This window comes from Mycolicibacterium parafortuitum, assembly GCF_002086815.1.
Taxonomy (GTDB): Bacteria; Actinomycetota; Actinomycetes; order Mycobacteriales; family Mycobacteriaceae; genus Mycobacterium; species Mycobacterium parafortuitum.
Genome location: NZ_MVID01000013.1, coordinates 86,109 through 105,726 on the forward strand (window position 1 = coordinate 86,109; position 19,618 = coordinate 105,726).

General features: G+C 68.7%; 19 protein-coding genes. 11 read left to right on the forward strand and 8 right to left on the reverse strand.

The genetic code is table 11. The features are described 5' to 3' along the window. Positions 1 to 62 precede the first annotated feature (62 nt). Both BST38_RS15620 and BST38_RS15625 read left to right on the forward strand, forming a co-directional pair. Complete coding sequence (locus BST38_RS15620; protein ID WP_083144248.1) at positions 63 to 1,085, forward strand: nitronate monooxygenase; 1,023 nt, start codon at positions 63 to 65, stop codon at positions 1,083 to 1,085. Next, a complete protein-coding gene (locus tag BST38_RS15625) occupies positions 1,085 to 2,431 on the forward strand; it encodes a flavin monoamine oxidase family protein (protein WP_083144249.1) in 1,347 nt (448 codons plus the stop codon). The genes BST38_RS15620 and BST38_RS15625 overlap by 1 nt, the downstream gene beginning before the upstream one ends. Here the strand turns inward: BST38_RS15625 and BST38_RS15630 are convergent. Genes BST38_RS15630 through BST38_RS15640 form a run of 3 tightly spaced genes read right to left on the reverse strand, consistent with a single transcriptional unit; the run spans position 2,428 to position 5,292 of the window. Continuing rightward, entirely contained in the window at positions 2,428 to 3,303 is an 876-nt protein-coding gene (locus BST38_RS15630) for a DUF4097 family beta strand repeat-containing protein (protein WP_083144250.1), read from the reverse strand. The genes BST38_RS15625 and BST38_RS15630 overlap by 4 nt on opposite strands. A 19-nt stretch (positions 3,304 to 3,322) precedes the next feature. Further along, positions 3,323 to 3,967 carry a response regulator transcription factor gene (locus BST38_RS15635; RefSeq protein ID WP_083144251.1) on the reverse strand — a complete coding sequence of 215 codons (645 nt, stop codon included), beginning with the start codon at positions 3,965 to 3,967 and terminating at the stop codon, positions 3,323 to 3,325. Then, a complete protein-coding gene (locus tag BST38_RS15640) occupies positions 3,955 to 5,292 on the reverse strand; it encodes a sensor histidine kinase (RefSeq protein ID WP_083144252.1) in 1,338 nt (445 codons plus the stop codon). The genes BST38_RS15635 and BST38_RS15640 overlap by 13 nt, the downstream gene beginning before the upstream one ends. A 230-nt stretch (positions 5,293 to 5,522) precedes the next feature. Here BST38_RS15640 and BST38_RS15645 point away from each other — a divergent pair, with 230 nt between their 5' ends. The 3 genes from BST38_RS15645 to BST38_RS15655 are packed head-to-tail and all read left to right on the forward strand — an operon-like array spanning position 5,523 to position 8,187. After that, positions 5,523 to 6,578 (forward strand): TDT family transporter, encoded by a 1,056-nt coding sequence (locus tag BST38_RS15645; RefSeq protein ID WP_237160814.1) that lies wholly within the window; start codon positions 5,523 to 5,525, stop codon positions 6,576 to 6,578. Between the two features lie 39 nt (positions 6,579 to 6,617). After that, complete coding sequence (locus tag BST38_RS15650) at positions 6,618 to 7,499, forward strand: LLM class flavin-dependent oxidoreductase (RefSeq protein WP_083144253.1); 882 nt, start codon at positions 6,618 to 6,620, stop codon at positions 7,497 to 7,499. Between the two features lie 19 nt (positions 7,500 to 7,518). Beyond that, positions 7,519 to 8,187, forward strand: a complete 669-nt coding sequence (locus BST38_RS15655; protein ID WP_083144254.1) for a DUF899 domain-containing protein — start codon at positions 7,519 to 7,521, stop codon at positions 8,185 to 8,187. A gap of 33 nt (positions 8,188 to 8,220) precedes the next feature. On the opposite strand, the gene BST38_RS15660 is transcribed toward BST38_RS15655, so the two are convergent. Next, positions 8,221 to 8,448, reverse strand: coding sequence for a hypothetical protein (locus BST38_RS15660; protein WP_083144255.1), 228 nt, complete (start codon positions 8,446 to 8,448; stop codon positions 8,221 to 8,223). A 334-nt stretch (positions 8,449 to 8,782) separates the two neighbouring features. Between BST38_RS15660 and BST38_RS15665 the strand changes: the two genes are divergently transcribed. Beyond that, entirely contained in the window at positions 8,783 to 11,776 is a 2,994-nt protein-coding gene (locus BST38_RS15665) for a M13-type metalloendopeptidase (RefSeq protein ID WP_165761600.1), read from the forward strand. Here the strand turns inward: BST38_RS15665 and BST38_RS15670 are convergent. The 3 genes from BST38_RS15670 to BST38_RS15680 all read right to left on the reverse strand — a co-directional run bounded on the left by BST38_RS15670 (position 11,773) and on the right by BST38_RS15680 (position 14,582). Beyond that, positions 11,773 to 12,879, reverse strand: a complete 1,107-nt coding sequence (locus BST38_RS15670; protein ID WP_083144256.1) for an acyl-CoA dehydrogenase family protein — start codon at positions 12,877 to 12,879, stop codon at positions 11,773 to 11,775. The two genes, BST38_RS15665 and BST38_RS15670, sit on opposite strands and share 4 nt — an antisense overlap. Positions 12,880 to 12,887: 8 nt before the next feature. Further along, complete coding sequence (locus BST38_RS15675) at positions 12,888 to 14,045, reverse strand: acyl-CoA dehydrogenase family protein (RefSeq protein WP_083144257.1); 1,158 nt, start codon at positions 14,043 to 14,045, stop codon at positions 12,888 to 12,890. Positions 14,046 to 14,138: 93 nt separating this feature from the next. Continuing rightward, the gene (locus BST38_RS15680; RefSeq protein ID WP_083144258.1) at positions 14,139 to 14,582 is read right to left on the reverse strand and encodes a nuclear transport factor 2 family protein; all 444 of its coding nucleotides are present in this window, start codon (positions 14,580 to 14,582) and stop codon (positions 14,139 to 14,141) included. 98 nt (positions 14,583 to 14,680) lie between these two features. Here BST38_RS15680 and BST38_RS15685 point away from each other — a divergent pair, with 98 nt between their 5' ends. Continuing rightward, positions 14,681 to 15,535, forward strand: coding sequence for an SDR family NAD(P)-dependent oxidoreductase (locus tag BST38_RS15685; protein ID WP_083144297.1), 855 nt, complete (start codon positions 14,681 to 14,683; stop codon positions 15,533 to 15,535). 3 nt (positions 15,536 to 15,538) lie between these two features. Here the strand turns inward: BST38_RS15685 and BST38_RS15690 are convergent, their stop codons facing one another. Then, entirely contained in the window at positions 15,539 to 16,327 is a 789-nt protein-coding gene (locus BST38_RS15690) for a DUF1460 domain-containing protein (protein ID WP_083144259.1), read from the reverse strand. A gap of 75 nt (positions 16,328 to 16,402) precedes the next feature. Here BST38_RS15690 and BST38_RS15695 point away from each other — a divergent pair, with 75 nt between their 5' ends. The 4 genes from BST38_RS15695 to BST38_RS15710 all read left to right on the forward strand — a co-directional run bounded on the left by BST38_RS15695 (position 16,403) and on the right by BST38_RS15710 (position 19,587). After that, positions 16,403 to 17,320 carry a lytic transglycosylase domain-containing protein gene (locus BST38_RS15695; RefSeq protein ID WP_083144260.1) on the forward strand — a complete coding sequence of 306 codons (918 nt, stop codon included), beginning with the start codon at positions 16,403 to 16,405 and terminating at the stop codon, positions 17,318 to 17,320. 187 nt (positions 17,321 to 17,507) lie between these two features. Further along, on the forward strand, positions 17,508 to 18,140 hold the full coding sequence (locus tag BST38_RS15700) for a GIY-YIG nuclease family protein (protein WP_083144261.1): 633 nt from the start codon (positions 17,508 to 17,510) through the stop codon (positions 18,138 to 18,140). Between the two features lie 235 nt (positions 18,141 to 18,375). Continuing rightward, positions 18,376 to 18,642, forward strand: a complete 267-nt coding sequence (locus tag BST38_RS15705) for a hypothetical protein (RefSeq protein ID WP_237160812.1) — start codon at positions 18,376 to 18,378, stop codon at positions 18,640 to 18,642. 183 nt (positions 18,643 to 18,825) lie between these two features. Continuing rightward, positions 18,826 to 19,587 carry an MspA family porin gene (locus tag BST38_RS15710; protein ID WP_083144263.1) on the forward strand — a complete coding sequence of 254 codons (762 nt, stop codon included), beginning with the start codon at positions 18,826 to 18,828 and terminating at the stop codon, positions 19,585 to 19,587. Positions 19,588 to 19,618 lie beyond the last annotated feature (31 nt).

Here is a 19,618-nt window from a genome sequence, read left to right on the forward strand (position 1 = left end):
CGTCCGGGGACTACGACGGTCGTTCCGGCGAGAACGCCGCGCGGACGTGGTACGAAAGCCACGTGGCGTTCGATCTGCGCGACCTCGAAGCACCGGTCCTCGTCGCCCCGATGGCCGGCGGCCCCTCGACGCCGGAGTTGGCGGCGGCGGGATCCGATGCGGGCGGACTCGGTTTCGTCGCGGCGGGATACCTGAGCGCCGACGCGTTCGCCGAACGGCTGCGGGCCGCACAATCGCTGACCTCCGGGCCCATCGGCGCGAATCTCTTTGTCCCCCAGCCCAGTGCTGCCGATCCCGACGAAATCCGGTCCTATGCGCAGACTCTCGAGCCGGAAGCGAAGCGCTACGGAGTCAGCCTCGGGGACCCGCGATTCGACGACGACGACTGGGTCGCCAAGCTCGACGTGCTGGCCGAGCTGCGGCCCGCCGTCGCGTCGTTCACCTTCGGGCTGCCGAGCGTCGAGGAACGGCGTCGGCTGACCGCGGCGGGGATCACCACCGTCGGCACCGTCACCACTGTCGCCGAGGCCCGGGCGGCCGCCGAGATCGGCGTCGATGTGCTTGCCGCGCAGGGGCCCTCGGCCGGTGGACACCGCGGCACCTTCGACCCGACCGCGCCACCGGCGACGCAGCCGCTGGAGGAACTGCTCGCCGCGATCCGCGCCGCCGTCGACCTTCCCGTCGTCGCCGCCGGTGGACTGATGACGGCCGACGATCTGAGCCGGGTGCGGGAGGCCGGTGCGGTGGCTGCCCAGTTGGGCACCGCGTTCCTGCTCGCCGACGAGGCGGGCAGCAGCCCCGTGCACCGGGCGGCGCTACAAGACCCACGGTTCACCGAGACCGTCGTGACACGCGCGTTCTCCGGTCGCTACGCACGCGGCCTGCGGAACCGGTTCATCGACGAGTACGACGCCCTGGCGCCGTTGGGCTATCCGGAGGTGCACTATCTGACCAGCCCGGTGCGTAAGGCGTCGGTGGGCGCCGGCGATCCCGGTGCGACGAATGTCTGGGCGGGCACCGGTTTCCGGCACGCCCGAACCGGGTCGGTGGCCGAGATCATGGGCGCGCTCGTCGGCGACGGCTGATGTCGGGGTTGAGCCGGCGGCAGTTCGCGCTGGGAATCGGGGCGATCGCGAGCGCGCCGCTGTTCGCGGCGTGCGGTGACGATGCGCCCGGCGCGCGCGGCGAACACGTGGTGGTGGTCGGCGCCGGGATGGCCGGGCTGAGCGCAGCTCGGCGTCTCACCGACCACGGTGCGACCGTCACGGTGCTGGAGGCACGTGCGCGCATCGGCGGCCGGACGTGGACCGATACCTCGCTCGGCTTACCGATCGACCTCGGCGCGGCGTGGATCCACGGTGCGGACGGAAACCCGCTGACCGGACTGGCCGAAACGGTGGGGGCACGCACCGTCGAGACGGACTTCGACGACGCCACGGTGATCGACGACGGCGCCGCCGTCGGCGCGGATGCGGTGGCCGCCGTGCTGCGCGAATGGGACAGGGTGCTCGACGACGTCGAGGAGATGACCGAGCGCGCGGGCCCGGACGAATCTCTGGCCGGAGCGCTGGCCCGCACCGGTGCGGACCTGACGGATCCGCTGATGCAGTGGTGTGTGGCGGGCGGGGTCGGCGCCGAGTACGCCGCCGACCCCGGCGAGTTGTCGCTGCGGTGGTTCGGCCACGAAGGAGAGTTCGAGGGGCCGGACCTGTTGCTGCCGGGTGGCTACCGGCAGTTGGTCGACCACCTGGCACAAGGTTTGACGATCCGGCTCGGCACCGAGGTCACCCGCATCGGTCATCACGAGGCCGGCGTCACCGTCGAGACCGCGCGCGAGACCATCACCGCCGACCGGGTGATCGTCACCGTCCCGCTCGGTGTCCTCAAGGCCGGCACCATCACGTTCGACCCGCCGCTGCCCGACGCCAAACGCGACGCGATCGCGCGTCTTGGGTTCGGGCTCCTCGACAAGGTGGTGTTGCGCTTCGACGAACCGTTCTGGACCGGCCGCTTCGACGCGCACTCGGACATGATCGGGCTCGCGGGGCGGGACCGGCCTGTCTCTGATCTGGTCAACGGGCTGCGCTTCACTGACGTGCCGGTGCTGATCGGGCTGCGCGGCGGCGCCAACGCGCTTGTCCGCGAACAGGATTCAGACGCCAAGACGGCCGACGAGGTTGTCGCGGCGCTGGGAGGGCCCGCCCCGACCGGGGTGGTGGTGACCCGCTGGGCGCAGGACCCCTACGCCCGCGGCTCCTACAGTTTCCTGGCCGTCGGGTCCGGTCCCGACGACCAGGAGGCGTTGGCGGCTCCGGTCGGGGACCGGCTGGCCTTCGCCGGCGAGGCGACCCACGCGGAGTTCTTCGCCACCGTGCACGGCGCCTATCTCAGCGGTGTCCGGGAAGCCGACCGGATCCTGCAGCGCGGCTAGCCCGCTTCGGTGACGACGACGTCGCCGGTCTCGGTGCGGCCGTTGATCACCGAGGCGGCCGCACCCCGGTCCTGGGTCCGTGGCACCTCGACGACCGTCGCACCACGGGCACGCCCGGTCGTCGCGGCGACGAAATACGGTCCCGGAGGGGGCAGGGTGATCACCACGTCGCCGTGGTCGGATTCCGCGTCGACGGTGACCGGCGGCGCGGAGAACTCGACGCTGATGTCTCCCGTGGTGGTTACGGCGCGAAACGATTCGGTGACCGCGATCGAACCACGGGTGGTCACATCACCGTGTTCGTTCTCGACGTCGACGCGCTTGGCCGCCCCGCCGAGCACGATCGATCCGTCGGTCGTGCGCGCCGTGAGCTCGCCGATGTCGGCCTGCGCGAACAGCATTCCGGTCTGCTGACGGGTCGTCACCGACACCCGGCGGGCCAGTTCGGGAGGCAGCACGACGTTGATCTCACCGGCGCGGCCCCACCGCAGGAACTCCGAGGGTTCGGCGTCGATGGTGATCCGCGCGCTGGTGCCGTCGGCGGTGACCGCCAGCGGCTCCGCGCCGGCCCGTACGGAATTCACCATCCGCATGTCGACGCGGGGCTCGCGCGCCTCCCGGTCGGCGGTGATCCGCACGACGGCCGGCACCGAACCGGTGTCGACGGTCACCGAGGTCAGCGAGTTCGGCAGCGTCGTCGAATCCTTGACCACGCGGAAATTGCTGATACCCCACGCCATCGCGGTCAGCGACACGACGACGCCGATGACAAGCACCGACGCGGCGATGATCAGCAGGACGCGGATCGCGGATCGGCCCCCCGGTGACAGCGGCGGCGGCGGTGCGCTGGGGATCGAGATGGTCGTGGTCACGACAAATCCTTTCGGGGCTTCAGGATTCGAGATAGCGGAGGACGGCCAGGACGCGGCGGTTCTCGCTCTCGTCGGGGGCCAGGTTCAACTTCGTGAAGATCGAGGCGATGTGCTTTTCTGCCGAGCCGACCGACATGTGCAGCGCGGTCGCGATCGCCGAGTTCGTCTTTCCCTCGGCCATCAGTTGCAGCACCTCGTTCTCCCTGGGGGTCAGCGCGTCGAGCACGTTGCGCCGGTGCGAGCGGACCAGGATCTGGGAGACCACCTCGGGGTCGAGGACGGTACCGCCGGACCCGACCACTTCGACGGCGTCGAGGAACGCGGGTACGTCGGCCACGCGGTCCTTGAGCAGGTATCCGAATCCCTTTGTGTCCGAGGCGATCAGATCGGCGGCGTAGCGCTCTTCGACGTAGTGCGAGAGCACCAGCACCGGGGACTCGGGGTTTTGGCTGCGCAGAAGCGCCGCAGCCCGGATGCCCTCGTCGGTGAACGTCGGCGGCATCCGCACGTCCAGGATCGCGAGATCGGGGCGGGTGTCGTTGACCAGCCGCAGCAGGTTCGTCGCATCGGACACCCCGGCGACGACCTCGTGCCCGGAGTCGGTCAGGATCCGCTCGATGCCTGCGCGCAGCAGCGCCGAATCCTCGGCGATCACGATGCGCATGGCAGCACCGCCGTGATGATGGTGGGTCCGGTGACCGGGCTGGACACGGTGAACGTCCCCCGCGCGGCGCGCACCCGCTCGTCGAGGCCGCGCAGGCCGGTGGCGTCCAGGCCGCTGTCCCCGTCGACCACCTGCGCGCCGCCGCACCCGTCGTCGAACACCGACACGTGCAGTTCCTGCGTCGCCTCGTCGAGGCGCACTGTGACGGCCGCGTGTGACGCCCCGGAGTGGCGGCTGACGTTGGTCAGCGCCTCGGCCACGACGAAGTACGCGCATGCCTCGACCTCATCGGGCAGCCGGTAGGGCAGGTGCACGCTCAGCGTGGTCGGGATCCCGGAGTGTGTGGTGCGCTGGACCACCGACGACAGCGCCGCGTCGAGTCCGCGGTCGGACAGGATCGTCGGCGCGATCCCGCGGACCACGTTGCGCAGCTCGACCAGAGCGTTCTTGGCGTCGTCGTGGGCCTCGGCGATCAGCGCCTTCGCCGTGGGCAGGTCGGAGTCGAGTTTGGTCTGGGCCAGCCCGATGGTCATCGCCAGCGACACCAGCCGCGGCTGCACGCTGTCGTGCAGGTCGCGTTCGATGCGGTGCCGTTCGGTCTGGGCTGAGGTGACCGCGCCCTGGCGGGCGTCGGCGAGCGCGCTGACCTCCTGCTGCAGCGCCGCGGTCGGCGATGGGGACAGCAGCCAGCGGTCGATCGTCGCGTCGAGGACGGGCGCGAACACCACGAGGGCGACCGCGGCCGGCAGCGCCACCACGGCGAGGATCCAGGCCAGCGGGGTCGGCAGGAACGAGAGCCCCGCGTCGGGGTCGCTGTTGCCGATCGCGATCGCCGCCGCGGGCGCGAGGAACGCGAACACCACGAGGCCGACGGCCAGCGCCGTGATCAGTGCGTCGTAGATCATCCGCAGGTAGTGGTGGGCCACGCCCTTCCAGAACCGGGCACTGCTGATGTCGAGCCACTGCTGATGGGCCCAGCGCTGAAATCCGGTGTAGTGCGACAGCCGGCGCGCGGGGATGCCGATGCCCATGCCGAACACCGCTTCGCTGCGCACCCGCTCCACGTAGTCGACGCCGCGCATCAGGTAGATGAAGACCACCGCGGCGAGCAGGAATCCGATGACACTCGGGATCGACGAGATGCCGACGATCATGATGGCCAACGGGATCCAGAACCACACCGTCGCGAACGCCCCGCCGACGAGCAGCGACGCGCTGGCGGCGACGCCGATCGCGGCGCGGCGGGGCATGGGTGGGGTCGGCCCGGGGTGCGGCTGCACGTCGACCGGCGCGGTCACGGCGGCTGTCTCGGTTACTGCGGACATGTCTTCAAACCTAGGAAGATGTGGGCCTGCGCGACACGGCGTTTTCCTGAGATTCCCCCGGGGGAAAACCACCCCTCGGACCGCGAGCGCGCATGTCTGCCCAGCGACACGCCGCCGACCGCGGCATTTTGCGCGCGTTCGCCCTCGCCATACTGAGCGGCGTGACCGCCGCCCCCGCCGACCGTCCCAGCATTCTCGGCTACCTCGGACCCAACTGGTTCGCCTCGGTGATGGGCACCGGCATCGTCGCCAACGCCGGTGCATCCCTTCCGGTGCATGTGCCGGGATTGCGCGCCTTCGCGCTCGCGGTGTGGGTCGCTTCGGCGCTGTGGCTGGTGCTGCTGATCCTGGCGATGATCGCGCACTGGCTGCGCAACCCGACCGTGGCGCGCAGCCACGTCCGCAACCCGACGATGGCGCACTTCTACGGGGCGGCGCCGATGGCGCTGCTGACCGTCGCGTCGGGAGCGCTCATCGTCGGCGAGGACCTCGTCGGCGCCCGGGTCGCGGTCGACATGGCATGGATGCTGTGGATCGCGGGCACCCTCGGCGGCCTGTTCACCGCGATGAGCATTCCGTACCTGATGTTCACCCAGTACCGCGTCGAACCCGACGCCGCGTTCGGCGGCTGGCTGATGCCGGTGGTGCCGCCCATGGTGGCGGCCGCGACGGGCAGTCTGCTCATCCCGCACATGGCGCCGGGAACGGGCCGGGCCACCATGCTCTACGGCTGCTACGCGATGTTCGGGCTGTCGCTGGTCGCGTCGCTGATCATCATCACGATGGTCTGGAGCAGGTTGTCGCATTTCGGCACCTCGGGGACCGCTCGGGTGCCGACGCTGTGGATCGTCCTGGGGCCGCTGGGCCAATCCATCACTGTCGCCGGACTTCTCGGCACCGACGCGGCGCTGGCCGTCGACGACGAGCTGGCCGCCGGCATGCGGGTGTTCGCCGTGCTCTACGGCGTGCCGGTGTGGGGTTTCGCGGTGCTGTGGATCGGGCTGGCGACCGCACTGACCGTGCGCACGCTGCGCCGCGGCATGCCGTTCGCACTGACCTGGTGGAGCCTGACGTTCCCGGTCGGCACCTTCGTCACCGGCACCACCCAACTGGCGGTGCACACCGCGCTGCCCGCGTTCCGTTACGCCGCCGCGGTCGCCTATGTCGGCCTGTTGTGCACGTGGATCCTGGTGGCCGTGCGGACATTTCGCGTCGGTATCACACGCGGGCTGTTCACCCCGCCTGGCAGTGACCCGATCCGCGCGTACAAGGACCCCGCCACGTAGCCGGGGCGGCATGCCAGAATCGCCGACGTGCGTATCGGGATGACGATGCCGGTGATGGAGCCCGATCTCGACCGGGCGACGCTGAAGGCGTGGGCGCGACTGGTCGACGACGGGCCGTTCTCGTCGCTGTGCTGGGGTGAGCGGATCGCTTTCGACAATCCCGAGAGCCTCACGCTGCTCGGGGCGCTGGGGGCGTGGACCGAGCGGGTGCGGCTGGTCACGACGGTGGTGATCCCGCAGCTGCACGATCCGGTGATGCTCGCCAAACAGCTGGCCACCGGGGATCTGCTGTGCGATGGACGGCTGACCGTCGGGATCGGCGTGGGTGGGCGGCACGAGGATTACCGCGCGGTCGGCGCGGATCCCGCGACGCAGACGATGCGCGAGATGGCCGAGCGGGTGGACCTGATGAAACGCGTGTGGGCGGGGGAGAAGCTGACCGACTCGACGCTGCCGGTCGGGCCGCCCCCGGTGCAGGCCGGCGGGCCGCCGCTGCAGGTCGGGACGCTCGGACCCAAGACCGTGCGCAGCGCCGCCGGGTGGGCCGAGGGTGTCGCGGGCATGACCCTGGATCTGGACACCGGTAAGCAGAACGAACTGTTCGACGTCGCCCGCGACGCATGGCGGGAGGCCGGCACCGGTGCGCCGCACCTGGCGACGTCGTTCTGGTTCGCGATCGGGGACGGCGACGCGCCGCGGGAGCAGGTGCACCGTCATCTGCTGCGGTACATGAACTGGATTCCATCGGAGTTCGTCGACGCGATGGTGCCGACGACCGGGTTCGCGGGCACCGCCGACGAACTCCGTGCGGTACTGGACGGATTCGCCGCCATCGGCGCCGACGAGGTGCACCTGATTCCGACGAGCTCGGACATCGAGCAGGTGCGCCGGGCGGCCGAGGTGGTTGCCGACCTCGGGTGAGGCGGGGCAAGCTCACCGTATGGAGCCCGCCCTGCCGCCGATCGTGTCCCGCGCCGAATGGGACAGGGCCCGCGCCGAGCTGCTGGTGCGCGAGAAGGAGTTGATCCGGCTCAAGGACACGGTCAGTGCGGCGCGGCGCCGGCTGCCGATGGTCGAAGTCGACACGCCCTACGTGTTCGACACCGAGTCCGGCCCGCTGAGCCTGCTCGACCTGTTCGACGGGCGCCGCCAGCTCATCGTGCAGCACTTCATGTTCGGGTCCGACTGGGACGAAGGGTGTTCGGGCTGCTCGATGATGGCCGACCACATCGGCCCGCTGTCGCACCTGTACGCCAAGGACACCTCGCTGGTGCTGGTGTCACGCGCACCGGTCGGCAAGCTCGTCGCGTTCAAGGACCGGATGGGATGGGACCTGCCGTGGGTGTCCTCCGGGCGCGGCACCTTCAACGAGGACTTCCACACGACCGTCGACGGCGAGGAGCATCACTCGATCAGCGCATTCCTGCGCGACGGTGACCGGGTGTTCCACACCTGGCAGACGTTCGACCGCGGCGAGGAGCCGTTCATGCTGGTGTTCGACCTGCTCGATCTGACCGCCTACGGGCGGCAGGAGACCTGGGAGGACTCACCGCCGGGGTGGCCGCAGCAGCCGCCGTACGAGTGGATCCGGCTGCACGACTCGTACTGACTACCGGCGCCGACTAACTGAGGTGCCTACCGGCTACCTGAGCCACTTCCAGGGCTTGTCCCAATGTCCGGGCGGCACCCCGACCCACTGACCGAGGTGGCCGGGCGGGACGTGGACCACGTGCCCGATGTGTCCGGGTGGGGGCAGCGGTCCTGGGTGCCACCAGTGCGGGTCCGCGGCCGCGGTGCCTGCACCGAAGGACAGGCCGGCGCCCAGTCCGGCGGCAATCGCCGCGGCAGCGAACAACTTCTTCACCTGCATCGTGCGCTCCTTGACTCGGGGATGCTCGTTGCGGATCTACCTCGTGTCTAACGCACGATGACGGCCATCCATACCCGAGATGCGCGGGCGCATCTCGGATCGGACGCTCCCAGCGCCCGCGTCTCGGAGACGCAGCTATCGCGGCGACGCGTCATCGCCGGCGTTCAGCGTGCATGCTGTCCAATTGGCGAAAATGCAAGCAAACTGACGAATGCGTCAGGAAAACTGCGGTAACTTGCGCGAATCCGGGGCGCGGTCGGCGCCAGGGCGAACGGGGGATGACGTGGCTGATGGTGCTCGCCGAGCAGGGGGACATGCCAGGTACGTAGGCCGGGTGGGGGCCCTGGCGGTGGCCTTGGGGGTCGGCCTGGCCGTGGCATCGACCCAGGGAATCGGCGAGGCCCAGGCCGATACCGGCGCCGGCGATTCGGCCTCGTCGGCCTCGGACTCTTCCGCTACTTCCTCGGCGTCGGCCCGCAAGCCCCACGTGGCGCGGGCTCAGGACGCCCCGTCCGGCGCAACCAAGGGTGGCGCGGGCGGCGAGGACGATCCCGCCGCCGGCGGCGGCGGGAATCAGCGCGCCGCGGACAGCGAGGACGATCCCGTCGGGTCCAGGGGTTCGTCGCCACGCGACGCAGACCTCGATATCGACCCGGACCTCGATATCGACGCCGATGCCGATGCCGATGCCGATACCGATGGCGTTGATTCCGAACCGCACCCGCGTGCCGACGAGGCCTTCGACGCCCGGCCCGACGATACGGACAGCCTCACCACGCGAATCCGCGCCGACGACCCTGCGCCCGAGACAACGCCGGTGGCCCAAGATGCGTCGAGCAGGAAAATGCCGGCAGCGCAGCAGAAGTCGGCGGCGACCGAGACGGCGCAGGTGCCGTTGGTCGGTCAGCTCACGTCGGCCGGCCCGCTGCCGCCGGTCGGTCCGTCGGCGCCGCCGAACCTGTTGGTGTTGCTGACCGGATGGTTCGGCAATCTCCAGCGCACCTTCTTCAACCGGGCGCCTGACGCCCGCGACCAGACCGTGACGCTGGTCCTGGACAAGCCGGAGAACGTCAGTGATCCGCTTGCCCTGTCGGCCAGTGACCGGGACGGGGATGCGCTGTCCTTCAGCCTGTTGGCCAACCGGGGGCCCAAGCACGGCGTTGTCACCTTCGACCAGGCCACGGGAACGTTCACCTACGATCCCGACGATGCGTTCGCGCGCAGCGGTGGCACGGATACGTTCACCTACAAGGTCAGCGACGCGTCAGCCGATTGGCACCTGCCGGGTCTGGTCAGCTTCCTGACCAAGACCGACTTCGGACACGCCGACCTCGCCACCGTGACGATCAGGGTGGCGCCGACGCTCAGGTCGGGAATCGACCTGACCAACATCGACGACAGTGTTCGCATCCAGGACGATCCGTTCGGCTGGCTGAACGGCACATGGTGGAAGAACTACCAGATTCCGGCCCACCGAAACGGCGCGGGTGTCATCCACGAGGTTTACGACACAGTGGCGCAACGCATTCGCGAACTGGTCACCAGTATCGACCGCGAGGCAGCGCAGCCCGGGTCCGATGCCCAACGCATCGCCGACATGTTCGCGAGCTTCATGGACACCGCCGCCGTCGCCGACGCCGGCGTGCAGCCGCTGCTCGCGGAGCTGGCCAGAATAGACAACGCGGCCGACCACTCAGCGCTAGCCGCCGTGCTCGGCTCCCTGGCCGGGGTGAACTTCGGGTTCGAGACATGGGTGGACACGGACGCCAAGGATTCGTCCCGTCTCGTCCTGTACCTCAACCAGGCCGCACTCGGGCTTCCGGACAGGGCCTACTACATCGAGCCGCGGCACGCGACCATCCTGGCCGAGTATCCGGAGCACATCGCCAGGATGTTCGCATTGGTGTACGGCGGGGTGGCCGGCGACTACACCCAGGCCGCACAACGCATCGTGGCCTTCGAGTCCGCGCTGGCAGCCGCGCAGTGGGATCCGGTCGAGATTCGCGATCCCGCAGCGATCTACAACCCGCGCAGTCTCGCCGAACTGGTGGCGGAGGCGCCGGGATTCGACTGGGGTTCGTGGGCGCACGGGTACGGGGCATCGTCCGAAGACACCGAGACGGTGATCGTCCGTCAACCCGACTATCTGACGGCATACGCCCAAGCCTGGTCGACGGAATCCCTCGAGGACCTCAAGGTCTGGGCGAGCTGGCTGACCATCCACAGCCGTGCGATCCTGCTCACCGACGACATCCTCGCGGAGAACTTCGCGTTCAACCATCAGCGGCTGTTCGGCCAGGAACGGACCGCCGAAAGGTGGCAGCGGGGACTGTCGGCGGTCAACGATGTGCTCGGCTTCGCGGTGGGAAAGCTCTACGTCGACAAGCACTTTCCCGTCGAAGCCAAGCGTCAGATCGAAGACATGGTCGACAACCTGATCGCGGCATACCGGGACAGCATCGCCGAACTCGAGTGGATGTCCCCGGAAACCCGGGCCAAGGCCCTGGAAAAACTGGACAAAATGACCGTCAAGGTCGGTTATCCCGAGACCTGGGTCGACTATTCCGGCCTGGTCATCGCGCCCGACGACCTCTACGGGAACTACGTGCGTGGCCTTGGCGCCGCACGGGCGCGCGACCTGGACCGGGTCGGCCCGCTGGTCGACCGCGGCACATGGATCGACGCCCCGCAGGACGTCAACGCGTACTACTCACCCGGTACCAATGAGATCATCTTCCCCGCAGGGTTTTTGCAGGCCCCGCTGTTCGACCCCGAGGCTGACATCGCAGCCAGTTACGGAGCGATCGGCTCGGTCATCGGCCATGAGATCGGTCACGCCTTCGACGACGAGGGTTCCCAGTACGACGGCGACGGCAACCTCGTCGACTGGTGGACGGCCGCCGACCGCGCCGCGTTCGAGGCGAAGGCACAGCGACTGATCGAACAGTACGACGGCTATGTGCCGCGGCAACTTCCCAACGGGCCGCACGTCAACGGGGCTCTGACGGTGGGTGAGAACATCGCCGATCTCGGTGGGCTGGCCATCGCCCTCAAGGCATACGTCAAATCCCTGGGCGGCCAGACCGCTCCCGTCGTCGACGGATACACCGGAGTGCAGCGCGTACTGCTCGGGTTTGTGCAGTTTTACCGAGGCAAGTACAACGACGCCACACTCCTGTCGCTCATGGCCACCGATCCGCATGCGCCGAGCGAGTTCCGCGCCAACGGGGTGCTGCGCAACCTCGACGCGTTCTACGAGGCGTTCGGTGTCGCCGAGTCCGACGCGCTGTACCTGCCGCCGGAGCAGCGCGTGCGGATCTGGTACTAGAGGGCGACGACCTCGTAATCGCCGAGGTGATCGATCAGCACGTGTAGCTGGTCCTGTGCGGAACCCAGGGTGCGGTCGATCGCGGTGAGCCGCGCCGCGTAGTGCGAGATCGGGTACTCGGCCGTCACGCCGATGCCACCGTGCAGCTGGATCGACTCCTGGGCGATGTGGCGTCCCGAGCGGCCGATCTGCAGCTTGGCGCGCGCGGCGATGGTGGTATCCAGGTTGTCGTCGGCGACCGACATCGCCGCATAGAACGTCATGCTGCGTGCGAGCTCCAGCGAGACGTACATGTCCGCGGCCCGCTGCGTCAGCGTCTGGAACTTGCTCAGCGTGACCCCGAACTGCTTGCGCTGCGTGAGGTATTCGCTCGTCAGGCGCAGCGCCTCCTCCATCGCGCCGAGCGCTTCAGCGCACAGCCCCGACGAGATCCGCACCAGAGCCCGCGAGATCGCCTCTGACGAGTCGGCGGCCTCGCCGAGCGGTTCGGCGGCGACCGAGTCGAAGTCGATCTGGGCGCCGCGCTGGCCGTCGAACGTCCGGAACGGTGTGCGCCGGGTCGCGGCGGCATCGACGAGGAACAGTCCGGTCCCGCCGTCGGGCAGCTGTGCGCTGACGACGAGTGTGTCGGCGCAGTCACCGGCAGGCACCGGGTTTTTGGTGCCGCTGACGGTCCACGAATCCCCATCGCGCACAGCCTTTGTCGCCACCGTGGCGGTCGGCAGGCGCATCCCGGGCTCCAGGTGGGCGAACGCCAGCAGCCGCTCGCCACCGGCGACCTCGTCGAGCAGGGCGCGCTGCTGTTCGGTTCCGGCCTCGGCGATCAGCGCACCGGGCCCGAGCGCGGCGTGCAGCACCGGTTCGGGAGCCAGTCGCCGGCCGATCTCGGTGAGCACCACGAGAACCTCGATCTGCCCGCCGGCGTCCTCGTCGAATCCGAGACCGAGAACACCCACCTCGGCGAGCTGCTTCCAGACGTCGCGGCTCCATCCGAGTTCGGAATCGATGGTCTTGAGCCGGCTTTCGGGGTCGTACTTGCGCGACAGCATGTCCCGGGTGGTGTCGCGGAGCAGGACCTGCTCTTCACTGAACTGAAAATCCATGTCTTAGCTCACAATCCGAGAATGGTCGACGCGATGATGGTGCGCTGGACCTCGTTGCTGCCGCCGTAGATCGAGGTCTTGCGGTAGTTCAGGTAGCGCGGCGCAGCTTCCTGCGCCCAGTCGGCCGAGGCGATCCCATCGGTGCCGAACGGCAGCGCGTCGGCGCCCGCGACCTCCATCAGAAGTTCGGTGGCGGCCTGCTGCAGCTCGCTGGCGCGCAGCTTCAGCACCGACGAGGCGGGATTGGGCTTGCCCTCCTTGGAGCCGGTCGCCACCCGCATCTGCGTCAGTTCCAGTGCCAGCACGTCGTTCTCGGTCTCGGCCAGCCGCGCCGCGAACAGCGGGTCGTCGATCAGGCCACTGGCCTTCGCGTGCTCCTTGGTCTCGGCGAGCTTGAGCTTGGTGCGACCGATCTGGGTGATGCCGGTGCGTTCGTTGCCGAGCAGGAACTTCGCGTACGACCAGCCCTGGTTCTCCTCGCCGACTAGCTGGTCGGCGGGCACCCGGACGTCTTCGAAGAACACCTCGTTGACCTCGTAGCTGCCGTCGATCAGCTTGATCGGGCGCAGCGTGATGCCGGGGGTGTTCATGTCGATGAGCAGGAACGAGATGCCGGCCTGCTTCTTCGGGGCGTTCGGATCGGTGCGCACCAGGCAGAAGATCCAGTCGGCGTACTGGCCGAGCGTGGTCCACGTCTTCTGTCCGTTGACGACGTAGCTGTCGCCGTCGCGCAGCGCGGTGGTGCGCAGCGACGCGAGGTCCGAGCCGGCCTCCGGCTCGGAGAAGCCCTGGCACCACCAGATGTCGACGGCCGCGGTCGGCGGCAGGAACCGCTGCTTGAGCTCTTGGCTACCGAACTCGGCGATCACCGGACCGACCATCTTGGCGTTGAACGTCAGCGGCTCGGGAACGCTGGCCAGCTGCATCTCGTCGAGCCAGATCTGGTGCTGGATCGGCGTCCAGTCCTTACCGCCCCACTCGACCGGCCAGTTGGGCACCATCAGCCCGTGGTCGTTGAGGATCTTGTTCGCGGTGACGATGTCGTCGCGGTTGGCCTCGGAGCCGGTGCGGGTCCGTTCGCGGATCTCGGCCGGGATCTTCGTCCGGTAGAAGTTGCGAAGCTCGTCGCGGAATTCGGCTTCCTCGGGCGTGAGCGCCAGCTGCATTGACAGCCTCCTGGTTCATCGGCGTACCACCGCCAGACTAACCGTTTGGTTGGGAGACAAACAGGTGGGTCCTGGGCCTGGTTACGGCGGTGCTCAGAACTTCAGGTGATGGCTGGTGTCGCCCACCTGGTCGACGAACATAACGCGGGTGTCGAACCACCAGAGGCCGTCGATGCGGTGGAAGGTGTCGCGATATCGGCCGGTCACCACGATCTGCAACGGCAGCTCCGGCGTTGCCTGGGTGACGCAGTAGTACGCGCTGCCGCGCGCGGTTCCGGCCGCGTCGTCCACATCGATGATCACGTTGGTGGTGAAGTGCCTGGTTTTCGGGGTGCCGTCGTCGTGCAGACGCACCGCCATCTCGTACATCTGCCGCACCCGGTCGGAGCCCTCGAACACCGTCTCGGGCGGGCCGTCCTCGATACCGCGGATGCGGCCGTGGGCGAACAGCGCCGCGACACCGTCGAAGTCGCCCGCATCGATGCGCGCGGCGTAGGTGTACACCAAGTTCTCGATCTCACGGGCCGCGGCACTCATCGCGGTAGACAACCAGCCGGAATCTGTCATGTCAACGAGGTCGGGACCGCTAACCTCGGGGCGTGGCAACCACGTGGTCCCCGGTGCGGCTCGGCGACATGACAGGTCAGCGGATCATCGTCACGGGTGCGACCAATGGGGTGGGGTTGGCGACCTCGACAGCGCTGGCCCGCGCCGGCGCGCAGGTGATCCTCGCGGTGCGCAACCTCGAGCTCGGCGCCCGCCGCGCTGCCGCGATGGGCGGCGACACGCAGGTGGTCAAACTCGACCTTGCCGACCAGTCCTCGGTGCGGGCGTTCCCCGGGCTGTTCGACGGTGACGTCGACGTGCTGATCAACAACGCCGGCCTCGTCGCCCAACATCGCAGCGACACCGTGGACGGCTTCGAGAACACGCTCGGCACGAACTTCCTCGGCCCGTTCGCGCTGACGAACCTGCTGTTCGACCGGGTGCGGTCGAAGATCGTCAACGTCGGCTCCGACGCGCACAAGTCGGCCTCGCTGGCCTTCGACGACCTGCACGCGCGAACCGGCAGGTGGTCGTCGTTTCCGGTCTACGCGCGCTCGAAGCTCGCGGTGATGCTGTGGGGGCTCGAACTGGACCGCCGGCTACGGGCGGCGGGCTCGCCGGTCACGACATATCTGACACATCCGGGCTGGGTCTCGTCGAATCTCTCGAACGTTGCCGACACCGGCGTGATGGCCGCCGCCCACACGGTGGTGCAGCGGGTGGCCAACGTGATCGGTAACGACATCGACGCAGGTGCCGCCCCGACGCTGTACTGCCTCACCGAACCCATCCCGCCGGGCAGCTACGTCGGCATCGCGGGACGGTTCGGCTTCAAGGGTCCGCCGACGCTCAGCGGCCGCGCCCCTGTGGCCTGTGATTACGCTGCCGCGCAACGGCTCTGGGAGTTCGCTGAACGCGAGACGGGCACCACGCTTGCGGTGTGAGTCTCAGATCACCGGCCGCAACACCACGATGCCGGGGACGGTCTGCAGGTAGTCGGACAGCGCGGTGTCGACCACCATGTCCTCACCGCTGCGCGACGACGCGTTGCGGAACACCGGGCCGTCGGGGGAGTCGACGAAGATCCCGACGTGGGTTACGTCGAGGCCGCCGTCGGAGGCGTAAGCGCCGAGGTAGTCGCCGGTGCGCAACCGGCTGACGACGTCGGCGTCGACCGATGAGCTCGGGAGATAGGACACGGTGCGCGCGACGACCGGGATGCCCGGGAGGTAGACGCCGCCGGAGTCCTTGGCGTTGAGGTTCTTCGGCACCCGCACCGCGTCGTCGCTGATGGTCGCGGTGACGTCGGTGGCCACCGCCGGAGCCGTCGCGGACCAGTCGGTGAAGAAGTGCTTGCGGTTCTCGAACGACACGTCACCGTCGCGGTACCGGACGGCGACCAGGCTGTCGAGGAATTCGTCGCGGTCGTCGGCACGTTTGAGGGCCTCGACGTAGTCGGCGTAGGTGAAGCAGTCGACGGCCTGCAGGTTGACGGTGAGTTGTTCGGGCTCGGTGGCCGAACCGATGAGAGTGTCTGCACCATAAGGAGTTCCGAGGAACCTGCCGGAGATCAATGCGGCATCCGAAGTTCCCGCCGCGGTGTCGAGCATCCTCTGCAGGATCTGCTCGCTGGTTCCGGTGAAGTGGGTCGTGGGAGCGGCGTGCGCAGCGCCGGCGCCGAGAACGACGGCGGGCAGCATGGCGAGGGTCGCGAGGACGTTCGTGAACCGCGGCATTTGGCCACTGTACGTCGGGCCCGCACACTGGAGGACGCACCTGAAGAACCAGCCCGTAACCGCGAGGAGAAGGCATTGGGCTCCAACCGCGTTGGCATCGCGTTCGTGATCGCGTTCGCCCTGGCCGGATGCTCGCCGCAGGTCGCGCCTCCGCCCGGTGACACCTCTGCCGCCGCGCCGCCGCCGATACGTCCGCAGGCGGCCCCCGCGCCGCCGGTGACCGGGCAGCCCGTGCTGGCGGCCGATCCGGTCGAGGTCGTCGTCGACCTGGTCGCCGACGAGCTGACGTTGCGCGCAGCGGGAGCCTCCGAGCCCGCGCTGGCCGCCGCGGCCCGGCGCCAGCAGAAGGCCTACCGGGTGCTGGCCCGGCACCCGGAGTGGGACGCGCTGGTGCGGCCGCGCGTACCCGGGCCGCTGCTGGACGCCTACGACCGCAACATCGACGCGCGCAGGCAGCTCGGCGCGATGGGCAGGGGCAAGGCGACACTTCCGGCATGGCGGATCAGTCCGCCGCCACCCGCCGAAGAACTGCTGCGGTACTACCGCGACGCCGAGGCGGCCACCGGGGTCGGCTGGAACTATCTGGCCGCCATCAACTTCGTCGAGACCGCGTTCGGCCGGATCTCGGGGGTCAGCACCGCGGGTGCGCAGGGGCCGATGCAGTTCCTGCCGTCGACGTTCGCGACCTATGGTGCGGGTACCGACATCTGGTCGCCGCACGACAGCATCATGGCCGCCGGTCGCTTCCTGGCCGCCCACGGTTTCGCGCGTGACCGCGATCAGGCGATCTACCGGTACAACAACTCCCGGCGATACGTGCGTGCGATCAACCAGTACGCGCATCTGATCGGGGCCGATCCCGCCGTGTTCGCCGGCTACCACCGGTGGGAGGTGTACTACAACTCGACCGCCGGGGACGTCGTGTTGCCCGCGGGCTACGAATCCACCTCGCCGATGCCGGTGGAGGAGTATTTGAAGTCCCATCCCCAGTGACGCCGATGCGGCAGCTCCGGCGCTGACGGCGGTCAAAGCATCCCACCACCGGTGCGGCGTGGAACACGTTGTCGCCCATGCCTGTCGGGTTCGGTGCGACCGCTGTGCCGCACGCCGACGGCGGGCCGGCAGGCCGCCGAATCGGCCGCGGGCTCGCCGCGCCCGCGGTGGGACTACGCTGGACGGCATGGCTGAGTCGATGTCCGCGAAGCGAAACGCAGACGCTGTCGCGAACTTCCTTGCCGCTCAGCGGTATACGCGAGACGAGGTGTTCTCCGACGCGGATCCGGTACCCGCCAAGCCCGGGGCGCACGGGTGGTGGTTCCGCGAGATCCCCGGCGACATCGACACCGCCGAATGCGAACAGCGCGACGGCTGGACCCTGCTGTACGTCGGCGTCAGCCCCGGCCCGCCGCGAGCGGACGGCAGACCACAGGCTCCTCAGGATCTCCGCAAACGCATCCGCTACCACTTCGGTGCGGGCAATGCCAGCGCCGACGGCTCCACACTGCGCAAATCGCTCGGTGTCCTGCTCGCGGAGCGTCTCGGCATCGAGTTGCGCCGGGTGGGTTCCGGAAAGCGGCAGACCTTCGCCGGCGGCGAAGCGGTGCTGACCGAATGGATGGCCGAGAATGCCTCAGTCTCGTGGGTGCTGCACCCGGAGCCGTGGTACCTCGAAGCCAAGTTGCTCAACGCGCTGTACCTGCCGCTGAACATCCAGGGCAACCATCGCAACGCCTTCGCCTCCGAGCTCAAGAAGCGCCGCCGGGATGCGGCCGTGAAGGCCGGCAAGATGCGCGTCCTGGCGGAGTGGAACTGAGGGCTCTGCCCTTGCGGCCGCGTCCGCGGCGCGGCCTTTCATCGGCGGGCGTGACGCCGACCACGACCGCCCTCCGGTGACCTGTACGTCACCGGCGCCACCCCGTGTGACCTCGGGAAACGCTGCGGCGCAGCGCATTGCGCAGTCCTATCATGGAGTTACGCATCGGATTTGATTTGTCAACAAGGAGGCACTGAAAATGCGGCGCGCAACGTACCGCACAGCCGCTCTGGTCATGTCGGCCCTCATGCCGTTGACTGCGCTGTCGGTGATGATGCCCGCTTCCGCCGGCGCCACCGAGTGTGGCCCGGGAACCGTCTACGACCCGGCGACCGACACCTGTGTCGCGGCACCGGCACCGGCACCTGAACCGGCGCCACCCCCGGCGCCCGAACCGGCACCGCCACCACCACCGCCGCCGTGGAACGGGGACCCCACGCCGGGCTTCTCGATCGGAATCTGTGCACCGATCCCGTTCCTGTCGCTGTGCGCGGGGATCTGACGGGGGTCGACGTACTGGTGCGTGGGTGCTGACGCGACTGTGCGGTTCTACACCGAAGCGCGGTTCTGCGTCGAAACGCTGACGTCGGGACCGCGGGTTGTCACATCACAATATGTTGTCAGCTCATCACAAATTGGTATTGGTGAGGTCGCGCCGGTCGGATCCGATAGTAGGTTTCTGCCCGTGAAGCTGAGGTGGCTCGGTGCACTCAGCATCGTCTGGGTCCTCCTACCGGCGTCCGCTTGTCCCGCGGCTGCCGCGCCCGCACCCGGCGCCTCCGATGTCGTCGCCCCCGAGCCCGACCCAGTGGTCGGCGAGGCAGCGCCCGTCGCCCACGCGGCGGGCGTCATCGCGCCCGGAGCGGACGCCCTTATCCAGTCCGCTCCACCGTCGACGACGACGGCACCCAACGGGTGGACGTTGACCGTCGGCGCCAGAGACGAGGCAATACGGAACGTGAACCCCCTGACCACCGCGCTGTCGTCGCGGAACTACGAGGTCAGCGGCGTGTTCAACGGGATGCTCCGCGGGCCCGAGGGGTCCGAGCCGCCGCGAGGCGTGCTGGAGGTGGGTTACCAGATCGGCTGCGGCATCGACATGGGCGCCAACGGCGTCACCATCACCAATAGCGCAGGAGTCACGCCGTCACTGGGCCTCTTGGGACTCGACGGCGAGGGTGAGTTCATCGACGGTATCGCGCCGGTGTTGTCGACGCCCTTCGTCGGCGGCGTCGCGATCGGTCTGCGACCCGGCCTCATCAACACCGTCCCGGTGGGACGCAAGGAGTTCACCGGGAACGACCCGTGGGTGTCGATCAGTGGATTCAACGTGAAGATCGACGGCTGCGTGGGGGAGTCCTTCATCAGGTCCTACGCCGTGCTCACGCATGCGACCGACCAGTCCGACTCAATCCTGGGGTACTACGGGACGATCCGGAAAGTGTGATCAGCACAGGCGATCGGGATGACCGTGAGTG

Excerpts from the sequence above, each read along its gene's own strand:
- BST38_RS15700 (WP_083144261.1), top strand. The coding sequence starts at position 17,508 with ATGGCTGAGTCGATGTCCGCGAAGCGAAACGCAGACGCTGTCGCGAAC.
- BST38_RS15675 (WP_083144257.1), bottom strand. The coding sequence starts at position 14,045 with ATGCAGCTGGCGCTCACGCCCGAGGAAGCCGAATTCCGCGACGAGCTT.
- BST38_RS15680 (WP_083144258.1), bottom strand. The coding sequence starts at position 14,582 with ATGAGTGCCGCGGCCCGTGAGATCGAGAACTTGGTGTACACCTACGCC.
- BST38_RS15635 (WP_083144251.1), bottom strand. The coding sequence starts at position 3,967 with ATGCGCATCGTGATCGCCGAGGATTCGGCGCTGCTGCGCGCAGGCATC.
- BST38_RS15625 (WP_083144249.1), top strand. The coding sequence starts at position 1,085 with ATGTCGGGGTTGAGCCGGCGGCAGTTCGCGCTGGGAATCGGGGCGATC.
- BST38_RS15645 (WP_237160814.1), top strand. The coding sequence starts at position 5,523 with ATGGGCACCGGCATCGTCGCCAACGCCGGTGCATCCCTTCCGGTGCAT.
- BST38_RS15705 (WP_237160812.1), top strand. The coding sequence starts at position 18,376 with ATGTCGGCCCTCATGCCGTTGACTGCGCTGTCGGTGATGATGCCCGCT.
- BST38_RS15640 (WP_083144252.1), bottom strand. The coding sequence starts at position 5,292 with ATGTCCGCAGTAACCGAGACAGCCGCCGTGACCGCGCCGGTCGACGTG.
- BST38_RS15685 (WP_083144297.1), top strand. The coding sequence starts at position 14,681 with ATGACAGGTCAGCGGATCATCGTCACGGGTGCGACCAATGGGGTGGGG.
- BST38_RS15650 (WP_083144253.1), top strand. The coding sequence starts at position 6,618 with ATGACGATGCCGGTGATGGAGCCCGATCTCGACCGGGCGACGCTGAAG.
- BST38_RS15660 (WP_083144255.1), bottom strand. The coding sequence starts at position 8,448 with ATGCAGGTGAAGAAGTTGTTCGCTGCCGCGGCGATTGCCGCCGGACTG.
- BST38_RS15670 (WP_083144256.1), bottom strand. The coding sequence starts at position 12,879 with ATGGATTTTCAGTTCAGTGAAGAGCAGGTCCTGCTCCGCGACACCACC.
- BST38_RS15690 (WP_083144259.1), bottom strand. The coding sequence starts at position 16,327 with ATGCCGCGGTTCACGAACGTCCTCGCGACCCTCGCCATGCTGCCCGCC.
- BST38_RS15655 (WP_083144254.1), top strand. The coding sequence starts at position 7,519 with ATGGAGCCCGCCCTGCCGCCGATCGTGTCCCGCGCCGAATGGGACAGG.